This is a genomic window from Pantoea sp. Cr_R13 (genome assembly GCF_029222565.1).
Classification (GTDB): domain Bacteria; phylum Pseudomonadota; class Gammaproteobacteria; order Enterobacterales; family Enterobacteriaceae; genus Pantoea; species Pantoea eucalypti.
Genome location: NZ_JARHXL010000018.1, coordinates 16,727 through 32,989, shown reverse-complemented (window position 1 = coordinate 32,989; position 16,263 = coordinate 16,727). Strand labels below are relative to the sequence as shown.

The following is a 16,263-nucleotide window of genomic DNA, read 5'->3' as shown; positions in this document are numbered from 1 at the left end:
CTCAGCGCCGGCTTGATCTGTTTTGGGGGAATTACCCTTCGGCGACGAGCACAGCGGGCAGCGTGTCGTCTTTGCGCAGGGTTAAAATCTCACAGCCGTTTTCCGTCACCACAATAGTATGCTCATACTGCGCGGACAAGCTGCGATCTTTGGTTTTTACCGTCCAGCCATCTTTCATGGTGCGGATGCGGTAATCCCCGGCATTGACCATCGGTTCTACTGTAAAGGTCATACCTGCCTGTAACACGACGCCGCTATCATCAGCATCGTAATGCAATACCTGAGGCTCTTCGTGGAATCCCTTGCCGATGCCGTGACCGCAATATTCGCGCACGACTGAGAAGTCGTTTGCTTCAACATACTTCTGAATGGCACGACCCAACTCGCGCAGGCGGATGCCGGGCTTAATCAGACGCAGGGAAAGATAGAGGCTCTCCTGCGTGACGCGGCACAGGCGCTCACCCTGAATAGTGGGTTTACCAACAATAAACATCTTTGAGGTATCACCGTGGTACTCATCTTTAATGACGGTGACATCGATATTGACGATATCGCCATCTTTCAGAGGGCGATCATCACTGGGAATCCCGTGGCAAACCACTTCATTCACCGAGATGCAGACTGATTTCGGAAAACCGTGATAGCCAAGGCAGGCAGAGACGGCCTGCTGCTTCTGCGTGATGTGCTCGTGGCAGATGCGGTCCAGTTCGCCGGTGGTGACACCCGGTTGAACATGAGGCTCGATCATCTCCAGCACTTCGGCGGCCAGTCGGCCCGCGACGCGCATTTTTTCGATTTCTTCAGGGGTTTTGATTGAAATTGCCATTAATTAATCCGCAGTTGTCGAAATTTTCGACAATAATAAGGTCTGTGCTGTCATGTTAGCAGCCAGCAAATGGGCTGCCAAATAGAGAACGCGCTGGCGCTCATCAGTGATCATTTATTGGCGTCCCATGGCGGTTTGTGGTATAAAGCGCGCCGACGATTCTCTGTATGGCTGTTTCGGTCAGCAGGAAACGCATAACTCTCATTATGTGTAATAAAACACACATGTATCGACACATACGCCGGGGTGCCTTGAAAGAGGTCGGTCGTATGGGATACATGGAGGCCCAACCCCAATCAAACTTTAGAGGTTTTATCATGGCAACTGTTTCCATGCGCGACATGCTCCAGGCTGGTGTTCACTTCGGTCACCAGACCCGTTACTGGAACCCAAAAATGAAGCCATTCATCTTTGGTGCACGTAACAAGGTTCACATCATCAACCTGGAAAAAACTGTACCTATGTTCAACGAAGCTCTGGCTGAACTGAACAAGATCTCTTCCCGTAAAGGTAAGATCCTGATCGTAGGTACTAAGCGCGCTGCTGCCCAGGCAGTAAAAGAGTCTGCACTGAGCTGCGACCAGTTCTTCGTAAACCACCGCTGGTTGGGTGGCATGCTGACTAACTGGAAAACCGTGCGTCAGTCAATCAAGCGTCTGAAAGATCTGGAGATTCAGTCTCAGGATGGCACTTTCGACAAACTGACCAAAAAAGAAGCGCTGATGCGTGCGCGTGAGCTGGCCAAGCTGGAAAACAGCCTGGGCGGTATCAAAGACATGGGCGGTCTGCCAGACGCACTGTTTGTTGTTGATGCTGATCACGAACACATCGCAATCAAAGAAGCAAACAACCTGGGTATCCCGGTATTTGCTATCGTTGATACCAACTCAGATCCAGATGGCGTTGATTTCGTTATCCCAGGTAACGACGATGCGATCCGTGCTGTAAACCTGTACCTGACTGCCGTTGCGACTACCGTTCGCGAAGGCCGCTCTCAGGACCTGGCTGAGCAAGCTGAAGAAGCGTCTTTAGAAAACGCTTAATTAAGGTTTGCTCTGCATAAGAGCCCTTAGCATTCAGATGTGATCTGTAAGGGGCCTATACTGGCCCCTTTATTTTATCTAAGTCTGTCACGCTCCCAACCGGACGGCGGGACAGAGTAAATTTTCCGCAAATAAGTGTCTGCTGGTGCAAACGTACTCAGGCACGAACCGAGGATTCTGGAATGGCTGACATTACCGCTGCATTGGTAAAAGAACTGCGCGAGCGTACTGGCGCTGGCATGATGGATTGCAAAAAAGCGCTGACTGAAGCGAACGGCGACATTGAGCTGGCGATTGAGAACATGCGTAAGTCTGGCGCAATCAAAGCAGCGAAAAAAGCAGGCAACGTTGCTGCTGATGGCGTAATCAAAACCAAGATCGTTGGCGACTACGGCGTGATTCTGGAAGTGAACTGCCAGACTGACTTCGTTGCAAAAGATGGCGGTTTCCAGGCGTTCGCAGACAAAGTTCTGGAAGCGGCTGCCGCTAATCGCGTTACCGACGTTGAAGTTCTGAAAGCGCAGTTCGAAGAAGAGCGCGTTGCACTGGTTGCTAAAATCGGTGAGAACATCAACATCCGTCGCGTTGCAATCCTGGAAGGCGCAGAGCTGGGCAGCTACCTGCACGGCGCACGTATTGGCGTTCTGGTTTCAGCGAAAGGCGCTAATGAAGATCTGATCAAACAGATCGCAATGCACGTTGCAGCAAGCAAACCTGAATTCGTTAAGCCAGAAGACGTTTCTGCTGACGTGGTTGATAAAGAGTACCAGGTTCAGCTGGACATCGCGATGCAGTCTGGCAAGCCAAAAGAGATCGCAGAGAAGATGGTTGAAGGCCGTATGAAGAAATTCACCGGCGAAGTCTCTCTGACAGGTCAGGCTTTCGTAATCGACCCAAGCAAAACCGTTGGCCAGGCTCTGAAAGAGCAGGGCGCTGACGTGATCAACTTCATCCGCTTCGAAGTGGGTGAAGGCATCGAGAAAGTTGAGTCTGACTTCGCTGCAGAAGTTGCAGCAATGTCCAAACAGTCTTAATGCTTTGAAAGAACCGCCATCCGGCGGTTCTTTTTTGTCTGTGAATCGCAACAGACACGTTTTCAGTTTCATCCCAATAGCATTTTCTTTGCGGTAAGCGGATGATCGATCAGAATTTACTTCTCCTTTACACCCAATCTTCCAGGAAGAACTGACCATGGCGACCAACGCAAAACCTGTTTATCAACGTATCCTGCTTAAACTCAGCGGCGAAGCTCTGCAAGGCGCTGAAGGTTTTGGTATCGACGCGAGTGTGCTTGACCGCATGGCACAAGAGGTAAAAGAGCTGGTTGAACTGGGCATCCAGGTTGGCGTAGTGATTGGCGGAGGGAACCTGTTCCGTGGCGCAAGCCTGCAGCAGGCAGGGATGAACCGCGTCGTGGGTGACCACATGGGTATGCTGGCAACCGTGATGAACGGCCTGGCGATGCGTGATGCACTGCACCGCGCCTATGTGAACGCACGCCTGATGTCAGCGATTCCACTGAATGGCGTCTGCGACAACTACAGCTGGGCAGAAGCGATCAGCCTGCTGCGTAACAACCGCGTGGTGATTTTCTCCGCCGGTACCGGTAACCCGTTCTTTACCACCGACTCTGCGGCGTGTTTGCGCGGCATTGAGATTGAAGCGGACGTGGTGCTGAAAGCGACCAAAGTTGACGGCGTCTACTCTGCCGACCCGGTGAAAAGCCCGGACGCGACGCTGTATGAGCAACTGAGCTATGCTGAAGTACTGGATAAAGAGCTGAAAGTGATGGATCTGGCGGCCTTTACCCTGGCGCGTGACCACAAATTGCCTATCCGTGTTTTCAACATGAATAAACCTGGTGCACTGCGTCGCGTAGTGATGGGTGAAAAAGAAGGGACTCTGATTACGCATTAATACCCGAGGCGAGATAAAATAAGGTATATTCTGTCAGCGCGATGAGAATGCATCGCGCACCAGTCAGGATTATCGATGATTATCGATCCCGCTTCCGGTTATGCCGGAACTGGCCAGGTCAAACCGAATCCAAGGGTTTCAACGTGATTAACGACATCAAAAAAGATGCTGACACGCGCATGGAAAAATGCGTTGAAGCATTCAAAACTACCATCAGCAAAGTGCGCACCGGTCGTGCTTCACCTTCGCTGCTTGACGGCATCGTCGTCGAATATTACGGCACGCCGACGCCACTGCGTCAGCTGGCTTCTGTCACTGTGGAAGATTCACGCACGCTGAAAATCAACGTGTTTGACCGTTCACTGAGTCCGGCAGTCGAAAAAGCGATCATGAAGTCTGATCTCGGTCTGAACCCAAGTTCAGCCGGTACCGACATCCGTGTTCCGCTGCCTGCCCTGACAGAAGAGCGTCGTAAAGATCTGATTAAAATCGTGCGCGGCGAAGCCGAGCAGGGCCGTGTGTCGGTACGTAACGTCCGTCGCGATGCCAACGATAAAATCAAAGCGCTGCTGAAAGACAAAGAGATCAGCGAAGACGACGAACGTCGTGCGCAGGATGAAGTGCAAAAAATGACCGATGCGTACATCAAGAAAGTTGATGCCGCACTGTCTGAAAAAGAGTCGGAGCTGATGGATTTCTAATCCCATCACTGCCGGACAAAACGCCGTACAGAGAGGTATTCGTATGAATGCGACATCTGGCGGCGTTTTACATTGTGCCTGAGGGCACGCTGACTTCACACGGATAGCCTCATGAAGCGATTAACTCTGCTGGGATCCACCGGCTCGATCGGCACCAGTACGCTGGCAGTGGTTCGCGCCAACCCGGCGCTTTATCAGATTACTGCGCTGGTCGCTGGCCACAATGTGGCGCTGATGGCCGAACAGTGTGCGGCTTTTACGCCGCGCTACGCCTGCATGGCAGATGAGGCATCCGCCGCTGCGCTGCGTGAGCGACTGAGAGCAATCAGGGTCGATACTGAAGTGCTCTCCGGCGTTCAGGCTGCCTGTGAGCTGGCTGCGCTGGATGACGTGGATCAGGTGATGGCGGCGATTGTCGGCGCATCCGGTTTGCTGCCGACGCTGGCAGCCATTCGCGCCGGAAAAACGGTGCTGCTGGCCAACAAAGAATCGCTTGTCACCTGCGGCCGTTTGTTTATGGAGGCGGTGCGTCATCATAACGCGCAGTTACTACCGGTCGACAGTGAGCATAACGCCATTTTTCAGAGTTTACCGGCTACCATCCAGCATCAGTTAGGTTACGCTGACCTGCGGGATAATGGCATTGAGTCGATTATCCTTACGGGATCGGGTGGTCCTTTTCGTGACACAGATTTAGCTGATCTTAGCGCCATGTCGCCGGATCAGGCCTGTGCACATCCGAACTGGTCGATGGGGAGAAAAATCTCTGTTGATTCGGCCACCATGATGAATAAAGGTCTTGAGTACATTGAAGCCCGTTGGTTGTTTAATGCCAGCGCAGCGCAGATGGAAGTGATACTTCACCCACAGTCGGTGATTCACTCCATGGTGCGATACTGCGATGGCAGCGTGCTGGCTCAGTTAGGTTCTCCCGATATGCGTACGCCTATTGCCCACAGCATGGCCTGGCCATCGCGCATCAATGCAGGTGTGACGCCGCTGGATTTTACCCGCATGTCGGCGCTCTCTTTTGCAGAACCTGACTTTAGTCGCTATCCCTGTCTGAAACTGGCCATTGATGCCTGTGAGGCAGGGCAGGCGGCGACCACCACGCTAAATGCTGCCAATGAGGTTGCCGTCGCGGCTTTCCTGAATCACCAGATCCGCTTCACCGACATTGCCGCGCTTAATAGTGCAGTGATGGCGGCACAAGTGTGTCCGGAGCCGGATTCGGTGGACGCTGTCCTTGACATCGATCGCACTGCGCGCGCGCTGGCAACAGAAATGTTGCCGCGCTTCACGTCGTGAAACCGATCGTTATGAGGCCATTTGTTCGCTTCAGGTGAAAATGGTATAGTCGCTGGCTCGCGTTTCACGGTCTGTCACCGAATTCGGTGTGGCCCGGCACTAAGCGTGTGCCGGGATTTGAATCGGGCGCAATGTATTCAGAAAACACAGCATTTCTGATGAAAGGAATTGGTTAAGCGTTATGTCGTCTAACAATCACAACAACACTGATGACCAGCAGGGAAACGGTCCGCGCCACGTCGCTATCATCATGGATGGCAATGGTCGCTGGGCCAAAAATCAGGGAAAATTGCGTATTTCAGGCCACAAAGCCGGTGTTAAATCGGTGCGTCGTGCCGTCAGCTTTGCTGTCAATAACAATCTTGAAGCCCTGACGCTTTATGCCTTCAGTAGTGAAAACTGGAGCCGTCCTGCGCAGGAAGTCACCGCGTTAATGGAACTGTTTGTCTGGGCACTCGACAGTGAAGTAAAGAGCCTGCATAAACACAACGTTCGCTTACGTGTCATTGGCGATACCAGCCGTTTCAGCCCGCGCATTCAGGAACGTATTCGTCGTTCTGAGACCCTGACTGCAAATAATACCCGTCTGACGCTCAACATTGCTGCCAACTATGGCGGTCGTTGGGATATTATCGAAGGCGTGAAAAAACTGGCTGAACAGGTTCAGGAAGGATTACTGCGACCTGACCAGATTACCGAAGAGAGCCTGACGTCGCAGCTCTGCATGCAGGAGCTGGCGCCAGTGGATTTAGTGATAAGGACCGGGGGAGAGCATCGGATTAGCAACTTCCTGCTGTGGCAGATTGCCTATGCTGAATTCTATTTTACCGATGTGCTCTGGCCGGATTTCGATGAACACGTTTTTGAAGGTGCACTGAATGCATTCTCTCTGCGGGAGCGTCGTTTTGGCGGCGCTGCACCAGGCGGCGCCTGAGCAATCTGGGGGTAACCTTTGCTGAAGTCTCGTCTTATTACCGCGTTGATATTAATTCCGCTGGTAATAGCTGCACTATTCTGGTTACCGCCTGTTGGTTTCGCCCTGACAACGATTGTTATCTGCATGCTGGCAGCCTGGGAATGGGGTCAGTTTGCAGGCATGGCATCACGGCAACAGCGTGTCTGGCTGGCTGTACTTTGTGGTCTGTTGCTGGCGCTGATGCAGTTTACGCTGCCACCTTATCAACACACAGTGCATCTGCCACAGATTGCGACATCGCTTTGGGCGTCGCTGGTGTGGTGGGTCGTGGCACTGCTGCTGGTGCTTACCTATCCCGCTTCTGCGGCCTTCTGGCGTCATTCGCGTCCACTTCGCTTACTGTTTGGCGTATTAACGCTGGTGCCCTTTTTCTGGGGCATGGTGGCGCTGCGCCAGTATCACTATGAAACCGACCACTTCGCCGGAGCCTGGTGGCTGCTGTTTGTGCTGCTGCTGGTGTGGGGAGCGGATTCCGGTGCCTACATGTTTGGCAAGATGTTCGGCAAGCACAAGCTGGCGCCGAAAGTCTCACCAGGCAAAACCTGGGAAGGCTTCCTGGGCGGCCTGGTTTCATCGGCGCTGATTGCGCTGCTGTTTGCCACGCTGGCGCCGCTGACGGTCTCCACCGGTACGCTGGTGATTTGCGCGGTTATCGCGACGCTGGCCTCTGTTCTGGGTGACCTCACCGAGAGTATGTTTAAACGTGAAGCGGGCATTAAAGACAGTGGTAATCTGATTCCTGGTCATGGCGGCATGCTTGATCGTATTGATAGTCTGACTGCGGCGGTGCCGGTGTTTGCCTGTTTATTGCTGCTGGTGTTCCGCACCCTTTAAGGACAGGCAAAGATGTTGAGCATAATCTGGAGTTTCTTCGCCTTTATCGTTGCGCTGGGCGTGTTGATTACCGTGCATGAGTTTGGCCACTTCTGGGTCGCTCGTCGCTGTGGTGTCAAAGTTGAGCGCTTTTCTATTGGATTTGGTAAGGCGCTCTGGCAGCGCCGTGACCGCCACGGCACCGAATTTGTCATCGCGCTGATCCCTCTCGGCGGCTACGTTAAAATGCTCGACGAACGTGTCGAAAGCGTGCCCGCCGAGTTGCGTCATCAGGCTTTTAATAACAAAGCCGTCTGGCAACGCGCCTCCATTATTGCGGCAGGGCCTGTCGCTAACTTTATCTTTGCCATCTTTGCCTACTGGGTTGTGTTTATTCACGGCGTACCGGGTGTACGCCCGGTAATCGGTGAAATTTTAAACGGTTCGGTCGCTGCAGAAGCGCAAATTACGCCCGGCATGGAACTTAAGGCTGTTGACGGTATCGAAACGCCTGACTGGAATGCTGTGCGTATGGCGCTGGTGGGTAAAATCGGCGATAGCAGCACCACGTTAACCGTGGCCCGATTTGGCGAAGATGCAACCCAGCAGAAGCTGCTGGATTTGCGTAACTGGCAGTTTGAGCCTGATAAGCAGGATCCGGTCGTTGCATTAGGGATTCAGCCACGCGGTCCGCAAATTGAGACCACACTGGCAGAAGTGCAGGCGAACTCGCCAGCGAGTGAAGCCGGTTTGCAAGCAGGCGACAGGATCGTTAAAGTCGATGGTCAGCCATTATCGCAGTGGCAGACTTTTGTCACGCAGGTCCGGGATAATCCCGGTAAAAGCATGGCGCTTGAAGTGGATCGCGGCGGTGAATCAATTGCGCTGACGATGACGCCAGAAGCGAAAAATGGCAGTAAGGCGGGCTTTGCGGGAGTGATTCCGCGTATCGTCCCGCTGCCAGAAGAGTACAAGACGGTAAGGCAGTATGGCGCATTTGCGGCAATCGGTGAGGCCAGTGTAAAAACCTGGCAATTGATGAAGCTCACTGTTTCCATGCTGGGCAAGTTAATAACGGGTGATGTGAAGCTGAACAACCTGAGCGGGCCAATTTCGATTGCGCAGGGTGCAGGATTGTCAGCTGAGTACGGGTTGATTTACTACCTGATGTTCCTGGCGTTGATTAGCGTCAACCTGGGCATCATCAACCTGTTCCCTTTGCCGGTTTTAGATGGTGGGCACTTGCTCTTCCTTGCGATCGAAAAGATCAAAGGTGGACCGGTGTCCGAGCGAGTTCAGGACTTTAGTTATCGCATCGGTTCGATTTTACTGGTGCTGTTAATGGGGCTTGCACTTTTCAATGATTTCTCACGTTTGTAACCGCTGGAACGCGAACATTCGAGGGATGTGTTAGGAAAACGCATAACAACGATGGCGATGAAAAAGTTGCTCATAGCGTCGCTGCTGTTTAGCAGCGCCACCGTTTACGGTGCAGACGATTTCGTGGTGAAGGATATTCATTTCGAAGGGCTGCAGCGAGTCGCCGTCGGCGCGGCTCTGCTGAGCATGCCAGTACGGGTTGGCGATACGGTGAATGACGATGATGTCAGAAATACCATTCGCTCGCTGTTCGCTACTGGCAACTTTGAGGATGTTCAGGTCCTGCGAGACGGTACAACGCTGATTGTCCAGGTCAAAGAACGTCCTACCATTGCCAGCATTACCTTCACCGGTAACAAAGCGGTGAAAGAGGATCAGCTCAAACAAAATCTGGAAGCCTCAGGTGTGCGTGTCGGCGAAGCGCTGGACCGCACCACTATCTCTTCTATTGAGAAAGGCCTTGAGGATTTCTACTACAGCGTCGGTAAATACACCGCCAACGTGAAAGCGGTGGTGACACCCCTGCCGCGTAACCGTGTTGATCTGAAGCTGGTCTTTACCGAAGGTGTCTCTGCCAAAATTCAGCAGATCAACATTGTCGGTAATAAAGCCTTTAGCTCTGATGAACTGATCTCCCGTTTCCAGTTGCGTGATGAAGTGCCGTGGTGGAACGTGGTCGGCGATCGTAAATACCAGAAGCAGAAACTGGCAGGTGACCTTGAGACTCTGCGCAGCTTCTATCTGGATCGCGGCTATGCACGCTTCAATATCGATTCGACGCAGGTCAGCCTGACGCCAGATAAAAAGGGCATCTACATCACGGTGAACATCACCGAGGGTGACCAGTACAAAATTGCTGGCGTAATCGTCAATGGCAGCATGGCGGGCCACTCCGCAGAAATTGAACATCTGACCAAAATTCCGGCAGGCGAGCTCTATAACGGCGCCAAAGTCACGAAAATGGAAGATGACATCAAGAAACTGCTGGGCCGCTACGGCTATGCCTATCCGCGTGTCGTCACACAGCCAGAAATCAACGACGCCGACAAAACCGTGAAACTGCACATCAACGTGGATGCGGGGAACCGTTACTACGTGCGTAATGTTCGTTTCGAAGGTAATGACACGTCAAAAGACTCGGTGTTACGTCGCGAAATGCGTCAGATGGAAGGCGCATGGCTGGGCAGCGATCTGGTTGAACAGGGTAAAGAGCGTCTGAACCGCACCGGTTACTTTGAAACCGTGGATGTGGATACCCAGCGTGTACCAGGCTCGCCTGACCAGGTTGACGTGGTCTACAAAGTTAAAGAGCGTAACACCGGTACTTTCAACTTCGGCGTCGGTTACGGCACTGAAAGTGGTGTGAGTTTCCAGGTTGGCGTAACGCAGGATAACTGGCTGGGCACCGGTAATACCGTGGGCATCAGCGGGACCAAAAACGATTACCAGACCTATGCTGAATTCTCGCTTACTGACCCTTACTTCACCGTTGACGGTGTGAGTCTGGGTGGTCGTCTGTTCTACAACGACTTCAAAGCAGACAATGCTGACCTTTCTGACTATACCAACAAGAGCTATGGTCTGGATGGCACACTTGGCTTCCCGGTTAACGAAAACAACACCCTGCGTGTCGGTCTGGGCTATGTCCACAATGACCTGTCAAACATGCAGCCGCAGGTTGCGATGTGGCGTTACCTTGATTCGGTTGGTAAGCCGCAGCAGCTTAATGACAGAGGCGAATTCTCAGCAGATGACTTCACCTTTAACTACGGCTGGACTTACAACACCCTGGACCGCGGATTCTTCCCGACATCCGGTAACCGCACCAACCTGAATGGTAAAGTGACGATTCCGGGTTCAGATAACAGCTTCTATAAGGCCACGCTGGATAGTCAGCAGTATGTGCCGATTAATCAGGATCGTACCTGGGTGCTGTTGGGACGTGGTCGTATCGGCTATGGCGATGGACTCGGCGGCAAAGAGATGCCGTTCTACGAGAACTTCTACGCCGGTGGTTCAAGCACGGTTCGCGGCTTCCAGTCCAACACCATTGGACCGAAAGCGGCCTACTTTAATAACAACTCGTCGAACTGCCGAATCGCTGATCCAAATGGCGTTTGTAAGTCTGACGATGCGGTGGGCGGTAACGCCATGGCGATCGCCAGCCTTGAGCTGATCACGCCAACGCCGTTCCTGAGCGAGAAGTATGCTAACTCGGTGCGTACCTCGGTGTTTGTCGATGCCGGTACCGCGTGGGATACCCATTGGGAAAATACAGCGGAAACGCGTGCGGCAGGCATTCCTGACTACAGCGATCCAAACAACATCCGTGTATCAAGCGGTGTTGCGTTGCAGTGGATGTCACCGCTTGGCCCGCTGGTGTTCTCTTACGCCCAGCCGTTCAAGAAAGTCGATGGAGACAAGTCAGAGCAGTTCCAGTTTAACATTGGTAAAACCTGGTAATGTTCTGAGCAAGGATGCATAGCTGAAGTATTGCTGCCGGGCAGCACCTGTTGCTGTTCCGGCGCAAACACTGTGTCGCTGACACAAACGTTGATGGTAAGGAGTTTATAGTGAAAAAGTTGTTGTGTGCCGCAGGTCTGGGTCTTGCTTTAGCGGTTTCCGCTGGTGTTCAGGCTGCTGACAAAATTGCAGTGGTAAACGTGTCCAGCATTTTCCAACAGTTACCGCAACGTGCGACTGTTGCTAAACAGCTGGAAAACGAGTTCAAAGGCCGTGCAACTGAGTTGCAGAGCCAGGAGCGCGATCTGCAAACTAAAATGCAGCGTCTGCAGCGTGACGGTTCTACCATGAAGGCGAGCGAACGCAGCCGCATGGAAAAAGATGTCATGTCTCAGCGTGAAGCGTTCTCTTCAAAAGCACAGGCTTTTGAGCAGGATAACCGTCGTCGTCAGATGGAAGAGCGTAACAAGCTGCTGAGCCGTATTCAGGATGCCGTTAAGAAAGTCGCTGACAGCGATGGTTACGACGTCGTGATCGACGCCAACGCGGTGGCTTATGCATCAAACGCAAAAGACATCACAGCTGACGTGCTGAAACAGGTTAAATAATTCATGTCATCTATTCGACTGGCTGATTTAGCCCAGCAGTTGGATGCAGAATTGCACGGAGATGGCGATATCGCCATCTCCGGCATTGCTTCTATGCAATCCGCCACAACTGGCCAAATCACTTTTCTTGCAAACAGCCGTTACCGCGAGCAACTCGCCCTGATTAAGGCCTCAGCCGTGGTGCTGACGGAAGCGGATCTGGAGTGGTGTAATACCGCAGCGCTGGTAGTGAAAAATCCCTACCTGACTTATGCGCGTATGGCACAAATACTCGATACCACGCCACAGCCGGCGCAAAATATCGCCCCCAGCGCGGTAATTGACCCCTCAGCCCGACTCGGCAGCAATGTCGCCATTGGCGCCAATGCAGTGATCGAAGCGGATGTTGAGCTGGGTGACAACGTAGTTATTGGTGCGGGATGTTTTGTTGGCAAAAAAACCCGTATTGGCAGCGGCACCCGTCTCTGGGCCAACGTCTCGGTTTATCACGAGATCGAAATTGGCCAGGATTGTCTGATTCAGTCAGGTACCGTCATCGGTTCTGATGGTTTCGGCTATGCCAACGATCGCGGTAACTGGGTGAAAATCCCGCAGTTAGGCGCGGTAATTATCGGCGATCGCGTCGAAATAGGGGCCTGCACCACCATCGATCGCGGTGCGCTTGATAACACTCTGATCGGCAATGGTGTTATCATAGACAACCAGTGCCAGATCGCTCACAACGTAGTTATTGGTGACAATACTGCGGTTGCAGGCGGTGTGATCATGGCGGGTAGTCTGAAGATTGGACGTTACTGTATGATTGGCGGTGCCAGCGTCATTAACGGCCATATGGAAATCTGTGACAAAGTAACGGTGACCGGTATGGGTATGGTCATGCGTCCTATCACAGAGCCAGGCGTTTATTCGTCAGGCATTCCGCTGCAACCCAACAAAACCTGGCGTAAAACTGCAGCGCTGGTGATGAACATCGATGATATGAGCAAACGCTTAAAAGCCATCGAGCGCAAGGTCGGCAAAGACGACTAACCGCCATCCCAAAACTGACCGGCTTTCATAATAAAAATGTTAAGCAGGGAAGCCCGGCGCCACAGTGCCTATTTGCGGCCTGCGGAAGATCATTTTGATCTGTGCAGGCCGTGTTATTGATGTCATCAGATTTTTAGGACAGGAAGAGTATTTTGACTACTGAAACTCATACTCTGAAAATTGAAGAGATTTTAGAGCTGCTGCCGCATCGCTATCCGTTTCTGCTGGTAGACCGTGTGCTGGAATTTGAAGAGCACAAATACCTGCGTGCAGTGAAGAACGTTTCTGTTAATGAACCGTTTTTCCAGGGGCACTTCCCTGGTAAACCGATTTTTCCTGGCGTTCTAATCCTGGAAGCGATGGCGCAGGCCACCGGTATTCTGGCGTTTAAAAGCGTAGGTAAACTGGAGCCAGGCGAACTCTATTACTTTGCTGGTATCGACAGTGCCCGCTTTAAGCGTCCTGTGGTACCAGGCGACCAAATGATCATGGAAGTCACTTTCGAGAAAACCCGCCGTGGTCTGACCCGCTTTAAAGGCGTGGCGACTGTTGACGGTAAAATCGTTTGTGAAGCGACCATGATGTGTGCCCGCAGCCGGGAGGCATAATTCGTGATTGATCCAACCGCCACTATCCATCCCAGTTCTGTCATCGAAGAGGGCGCTATCATTGGCGCCCGTGTTCACATTGGCCCGTTTTGCTTTATCGGCGCGAATGTTGAGATTGGTGAAGGAACAGTACTGAAGTCACACGTTGTGGTGAATGGCCACACGCGTATCGGTAAAGATAATCAGATCTACCAGTTTGCCTCAATTGGCGAAGTGAATCAGGATCTGAAATATGCCGGTGAGCCAACACGGGTTGAGATCGGTGATCGCAACCGCATCCGTGAAAGCGTGACGATTCATCGCGGCACCACGCAGGGTGGCCATGTCACCACAGTGGGCAGCGATAATCTGCTGATGGTCAATGTCCACATTGCGCATGACTGCGTGATTGGTAACCGCTGTATCTTCGCGAACAACGCCACCCTGGGTGGTCACGTGACGGTCGATGATTTCGCCATTATTGGCGGCATGACAGCGGTACATCAGTGGTGCATCATCGGTGCGCACGTGATGGTTGGTGGCTGTTCCGGCGTGGCGCAGGATGTTCCGCCTTACGTTATTGCGCAGGGTAACCATGCGACGCCGTTCGGTATCAATATTGAGGGTCTTAAGCGTCGTGGCTTCAGCAAAGAGTCGTTGCATGCGATTCGCAACGCTTACAAGCTGCTCTATCGCAGTGGCAGAACGCTGGAAGAAGTGAAGCCGGAGATCGAAGCCATTGCGCAACAGCACAGCGAAGTGCAGCCTTTCTACGACTTCTTTACCCGTTCAACCCGTGGATTAATTCGTTAATCCATGTCAGCGCGTCCTTTAACGATTGCCCTGGTCGCCGGAGAAACCTCCGGCGATATTCTTGGTGCAGGTCTGATCCGTGCCCTGAAAGTGCGCCATCCTGATGCACGCTTTGTCGGTGTGGCGGGTCCACTGATGCAGGCTGAAGGGTGTGAAGCCTGGTATGAGATGGAAGAGTTAGCGGTAATGGGCATTGTCGAGGTGCTGGGTCGCCTGCGACGCCTGCTGACAATCCGCCGCGATCTCACCCGACGCTTTACCGAGCTCAGACCCGACGTCTTTGTCGGCATTGATGCGCCCGATTTTAATATCACGCTGGAAGGCAATCTCAAACGTACGGGCATCCGTACGATCCACTATGTCAGTCCTTCGGTGTGGGCATGGCGGCAAAAGCGCGTGTTTAAGATCGGCCGAAATACCGATCTGGTGCTGGCCTTCCTGCCGTTTGAAAAAGCCTTCTACGATCGTTATAACGTTCCCTGCCGCTTTATCGGTCACACCATGGCGGATGCCATGCCGCTGCAACCTGATAAGCAGGCTGCGCGCCGTCATCTCGGCATTGCGGACGATGCGCTCTGTCTGGCCCTGCTGCCTGGCAGTCGTGGTGCGGAAGTGGAAATGCTCAGTGCTGACTTCCTGAAAACAGCCCAATTATTGCGTCGTCACTATCCGGCGCTGGAAATCGTGGTGCCTCTGGTTAACGCCCGTCGCCGTGAACAGTTTGAGAAGATTAAAGCTGACGTTGCGCCTGAACTGCCGATGCATCTGCTGGATGGACAGGCACGTGAGGCGATGATTGCAAGCGATGCCGCACTTCTGGCATCAGGGACTGCCGCACTGGAGTGCATGCTGGCAAAATGCCCGATGGTCGTCGGTTATCGCATGAAACCGGCCACTTACTGGCTGGCGAAACGGCTGGTGAAAACCCCTTACGTCTCGCTGCCAAACCTGCTGGCAGGGCGTGAGCTGGTCAAAGAGTTACTGCAGGATGCGTGTCAACCTGAAGCCCTGGCTGCAGCGTTAGATCCGCTGTTGCATGCCGGACCTGAGCGCGAAACATTGCTGCAGACGTTTCATGAATTACATCAACAGATCCGCTGGAACGCCGATGAGCAGGCAGCGGATGCGGTACTGGAGCTGGTGAATGCCTGATTTTATCTATCCTGTCGCCAGACTGATTGCCGGTGTGGACGAAGTGGGGCGCGGTCCGCTGGTTGGCGCGGTGGTCACTGCTGCGGTGATCCTCGATCCGGCAAATCCGATTACCGGCCTGGCGGACTCGAAGAAACTGTCGGAAAAGCGCCGCCTGGCGTTGTACGACGAAATCAAAGAGAAAGCGCTGGCATGGAGTCTGGGACGCGCAGAACCTGAAGAGATCGATCAGCTCAACATTTTGCATGCCACGATGCTGGCGATGCAGCGCGCTGTTGCCGGCTTGAGTATTCAGCCCAACTATGTCCTGATAGATGGTAATCGTTGTCCGGCACTGCCCATGCCTTCACAGGCCGTCGTCAAAGGGGATAGCCTGGTTGCCGAAATCAGTGCAGCATCGATCATCGCCAAAGTCTCGCGTGACCGTGAGATGGCCGAACTGGACCTGCTGTTCCCGCAGTATGGTTTTGCGCAGCACAAAGGTTACCCGACGGCGCTGCATATGGAAAAACTGACGCAATATGGCGCCACGCCGCACCATCGTCGCAGTTTTGCGCCTGTACGTAATGCGCTGCTCGATGCTGAAGTACTGGCTGCCCGCCAGACCCTTACGCTTTAATAGCCTGACGCTGTTTTAACCGGAAACT

The 16,263-nt window shown here is 53.0% G+C and carries 16 protein-coding genes; 15 read left to right on the top strand and 1 reads right to left on the bottom strand.

Translation table 11 applies throughout. From position 1 onward, the window contains the following. Positions 1-31: 31 nt before the first annotated feature. Positions 32-826: a type I methionyl aminopeptidase gene (gene map / locus P2R09_RS17140; RefSeq protein WP_008925635.1), complete on the bottom strand. Its 795-nt coding sequence runs from the start codon at positions 824-826 to the stop codon at positions 32-34. Positions 827-1,143: 317 nt separating this feature from the next. On the opposite strand from map, the gene rpsB reads away from it, so the two are divergent. From rpsB to rnhB, 15 genes are all read left to right on the top strand, one after another. Next, positions 1,144-1,869 (top strand): 30S ribosomal protein S2, encoded by a 726-nt coding sequence (gene rpsB, locus P2R09_RS17135; protein ID WP_008925636.1) that lies wholly within the window; start codon positions 1,144-1,146, stop codon positions 1,867-1,869. Between the two features lie 182 nt (positions 1,870-2,051). Next, entirely contained in the window at positions 2,052-2,903 is an 852-nt protein-coding gene (gene tsf, locus P2R09_RS17130) for a translation elongation factor Ts (protein ID WP_008925637.1), read from the top strand. 157 nt (positions 2,904-3,060) lie between these two features. Then, positions 3,061-3,786 (top strand): UMP kinase, encoded by a 726-nt coding sequence (pyrH, locus tag P2R09_RS17125; RefSeq protein ID WP_003852654.1) that lies wholly within the window; start codon positions 3,061-3,063, stop codon positions 3,784-3,786. Positions 3,787-3,929: 143 nt separating this feature from the next. After that, on the top strand, positions 3,930-4,487 hold the full coding sequence (gene frr / locus P2R09_RS17120; RefSeq protein WP_003852653.1) for a ribosome recycling factor: 558 nt from the start codon (positions 3,930-3,932) through the stop codon (positions 4,485-4,487). Positions 4,488-4,598: 111 nt separating this feature from the next. Continuing rightward, positions 4,599-5,795, top strand: coding sequence for a 1-deoxy-D-xylulose-5-phosphate reductoisomerase (gene ispC, locus P2R09_RS17115; RefSeq protein WP_275771497.1), 1,197 nt, complete (start codon positions 4,599-4,601; stop codon positions 5,793-5,795). Between the two features lie 181 nt (positions 5,796-5,976). Continuing rightward, positions 5,977-6,729, top strand: a complete 753-nt coding sequence (gene ispU / locus P2R09_RS17110; RefSeq protein ID WP_003852651.1) for a (2E,6E)-farnesyl-diphosphate-specific ditrans,polycis-undecaprenyl-diphosphate synthase — start codon at positions 5,977-5,979, stop codon at positions 6,727-6,729. An 18-nt stretch (positions 6,730-6,747) separates the two neighbouring features. Continuing rightward, on the top strand, positions 6,748-7,605 hold the full coding sequence (gene cdsA, locus P2R09_RS17105) for a phosphatidate cytidylyltransferase (RefSeq protein ID WP_275771494.1): 858 nt from the start codon (positions 6,748-6,750) through the stop codon (positions 7,603-7,605). Positions 7,606-7,617: 12 nt separating this feature from the next. After that, entirely contained in the window at positions 7,618-8,964 is a 1,347-nt protein-coding gene (rseP, locus tag P2R09_RS17100; protein ID WP_275771492.1) for a sigma E protease regulator RseP, read from the top strand. A 51-nt stretch (positions 8,965-9,015) separates the two neighbouring features. Then, positions 9,016-11,427: an outer membrane protein assembly factor BamA gene (gene bamA, locus P2R09_RS17095; protein WP_275771491.1), complete on the top strand. Its 2,412-nt coding sequence runs from the start codon at positions 9,016-9,018 to the stop codon at positions 11,425-11,427. A 110-nt stretch (positions 11,428-11,537) separates the two neighbouring features. After that, on the top strand, positions 11,538-12,035 hold the full coding sequence (gene skp / locus P2R09_RS17090) for a molecular chaperone Skp (protein WP_003852644.1): 498 nt from the start codon (positions 11,538-11,540) through the stop codon (positions 12,033-12,035). A 3-nt stretch (positions 12,036-12,038) separates the two neighbouring features. Beyond that, a complete protein-coding gene (lpxD, locus tag P2R09_RS17085; RefSeq protein ID WP_275771489.1) occupies positions 12,039-13,064 on the top strand; it encodes a UDP-3-O-(3-hydroxymyristoyl)glucosamine N-acyltransferase in 1,026 nt (341 codons plus the stop codon). A 152-nt stretch (positions 13,065-13,216) separates the two neighbouring features. Next, the gene (fabZ, locus tag P2R09_RS17080) at positions 13,217-13,672 is read left to right on the top strand and encodes a 3-hydroxyacyl-ACP dehydratase FabZ (RefSeq protein WP_003852639.1); all 456 of its coding nucleotides are present in this window, start codon (positions 13,217-13,219) and stop codon (positions 13,670-13,672) included. A gap of 3 nt (positions 13,673-13,675) precedes the next feature. Continuing rightward, the gene (gene lpxA / locus P2R09_RS17075; RefSeq protein WP_003852636.1) at positions 13,676-14,464 is read left to right on the top strand and encodes an acyl-ACP--UDP-N-acetylglucosamine O-acyltransferase; all 789 of its coding nucleotides are present in this window, start codon (positions 13,676-13,678) and stop codon (positions 14,462-14,464) included. A gap of 3 nt (positions 14,465-14,467) precedes the next feature. Then, entirely contained in the window at positions 14,468-15,616 is a 1,149-nt protein-coding gene (lpxB, locus tag P2R09_RS17070; protein WP_275771477.1) for a lipid-A-disaccharide synthase, read from the top strand. Continuing rightward, entirely contained in the window at positions 15,609-16,235 is a 627-nt protein-coding gene (rnhB, locus tag P2R09_RS17065; RefSeq protein ID WP_275771475.1) for a ribonuclease HII, read from the top strand. Before lpxB ends, rnhB begins: the two co-directional genes overlap by 8 nt. The last annotated feature ends 28 nt before the right edge of the window (positions 16,236-16,263 follow it).

What these genes read in the sequence shown, in the direction of transcription:
- map (WP_008925635.1), bottom strand. Translation starts at nt 826, where the DNA reads ATGGCAATTTCAATCAAAACCCCTGAAGAAATCGAAAAAATGCGCGTC.
- rpsB (WP_008925636.1), top strand. Translation starts at nt 1,144, where the DNA reads ATGGCAACTGTTTCCATGCGCGACATGCTCCAGGCTGGTGTTCACTTC.
- tsf (WP_008925637.1), top strand. Translation starts at nt 2,052, where the DNA reads ATGGCTGACATTACCGCTGCATTGGTAAAAGAACTGCGCGAGCGTACT.
- pyrH (WP_003852654.1), top strand. Translation starts at nt 3,061, where the DNA reads ATGGCGACCAACGCAAAACCTGTTTATCAACGTATCCTGCTTAAACTC.
- ispC (WP_275771497.1), top strand. Translation starts at nt 4,599, where the DNA reads ATGAAGCGATTAACTCTGCTGGGATCCACCGGCTCGATCGGCACCAGT.
- ispU (WP_003852651.1), top strand. Translation starts at nt 5,977, where the DNA reads ATGTCGTCTAACAATCACAACAACACTGATGACCAGCAGGGAAACGGT.
- rseP (WP_275771492.1), top strand. Translation starts at nt 7,618, where the DNA reads ATGTTGAGCATAATCTGGAGTTTCTTCGCCTTTATCGTTGCGCTGGGC.
- bamA (WP_275771491.1), top strand. Translation starts at nt 9,016, where the DNA reads ATGGCGATGAAAAAGTTGCTCATAGCGTCGCTGCTGTTTAGCAGCGCC.
- lpxD (WP_275771489.1), top strand. Translation starts at nt 12,039, where the DNA reads ATGTCATCTATTCGACTGGCTGATTTAGCCCAGCAGTTGGATGCAGAA.
- lpxB (WP_275771477.1), top strand. Translation starts at nt 14,468, where the DNA reads ATGTCAGCGCGTCCTTTAACGATTGCCCTGGTCGCCGGAGAAACCTCC.
- rnhB (WP_275771475.1), top strand. Translation starts at nt 15,609, where the DNA reads ATGCCTGATTTTATCTATCCTGTCGCCAGACTGATTGCCGGTGTGGAC.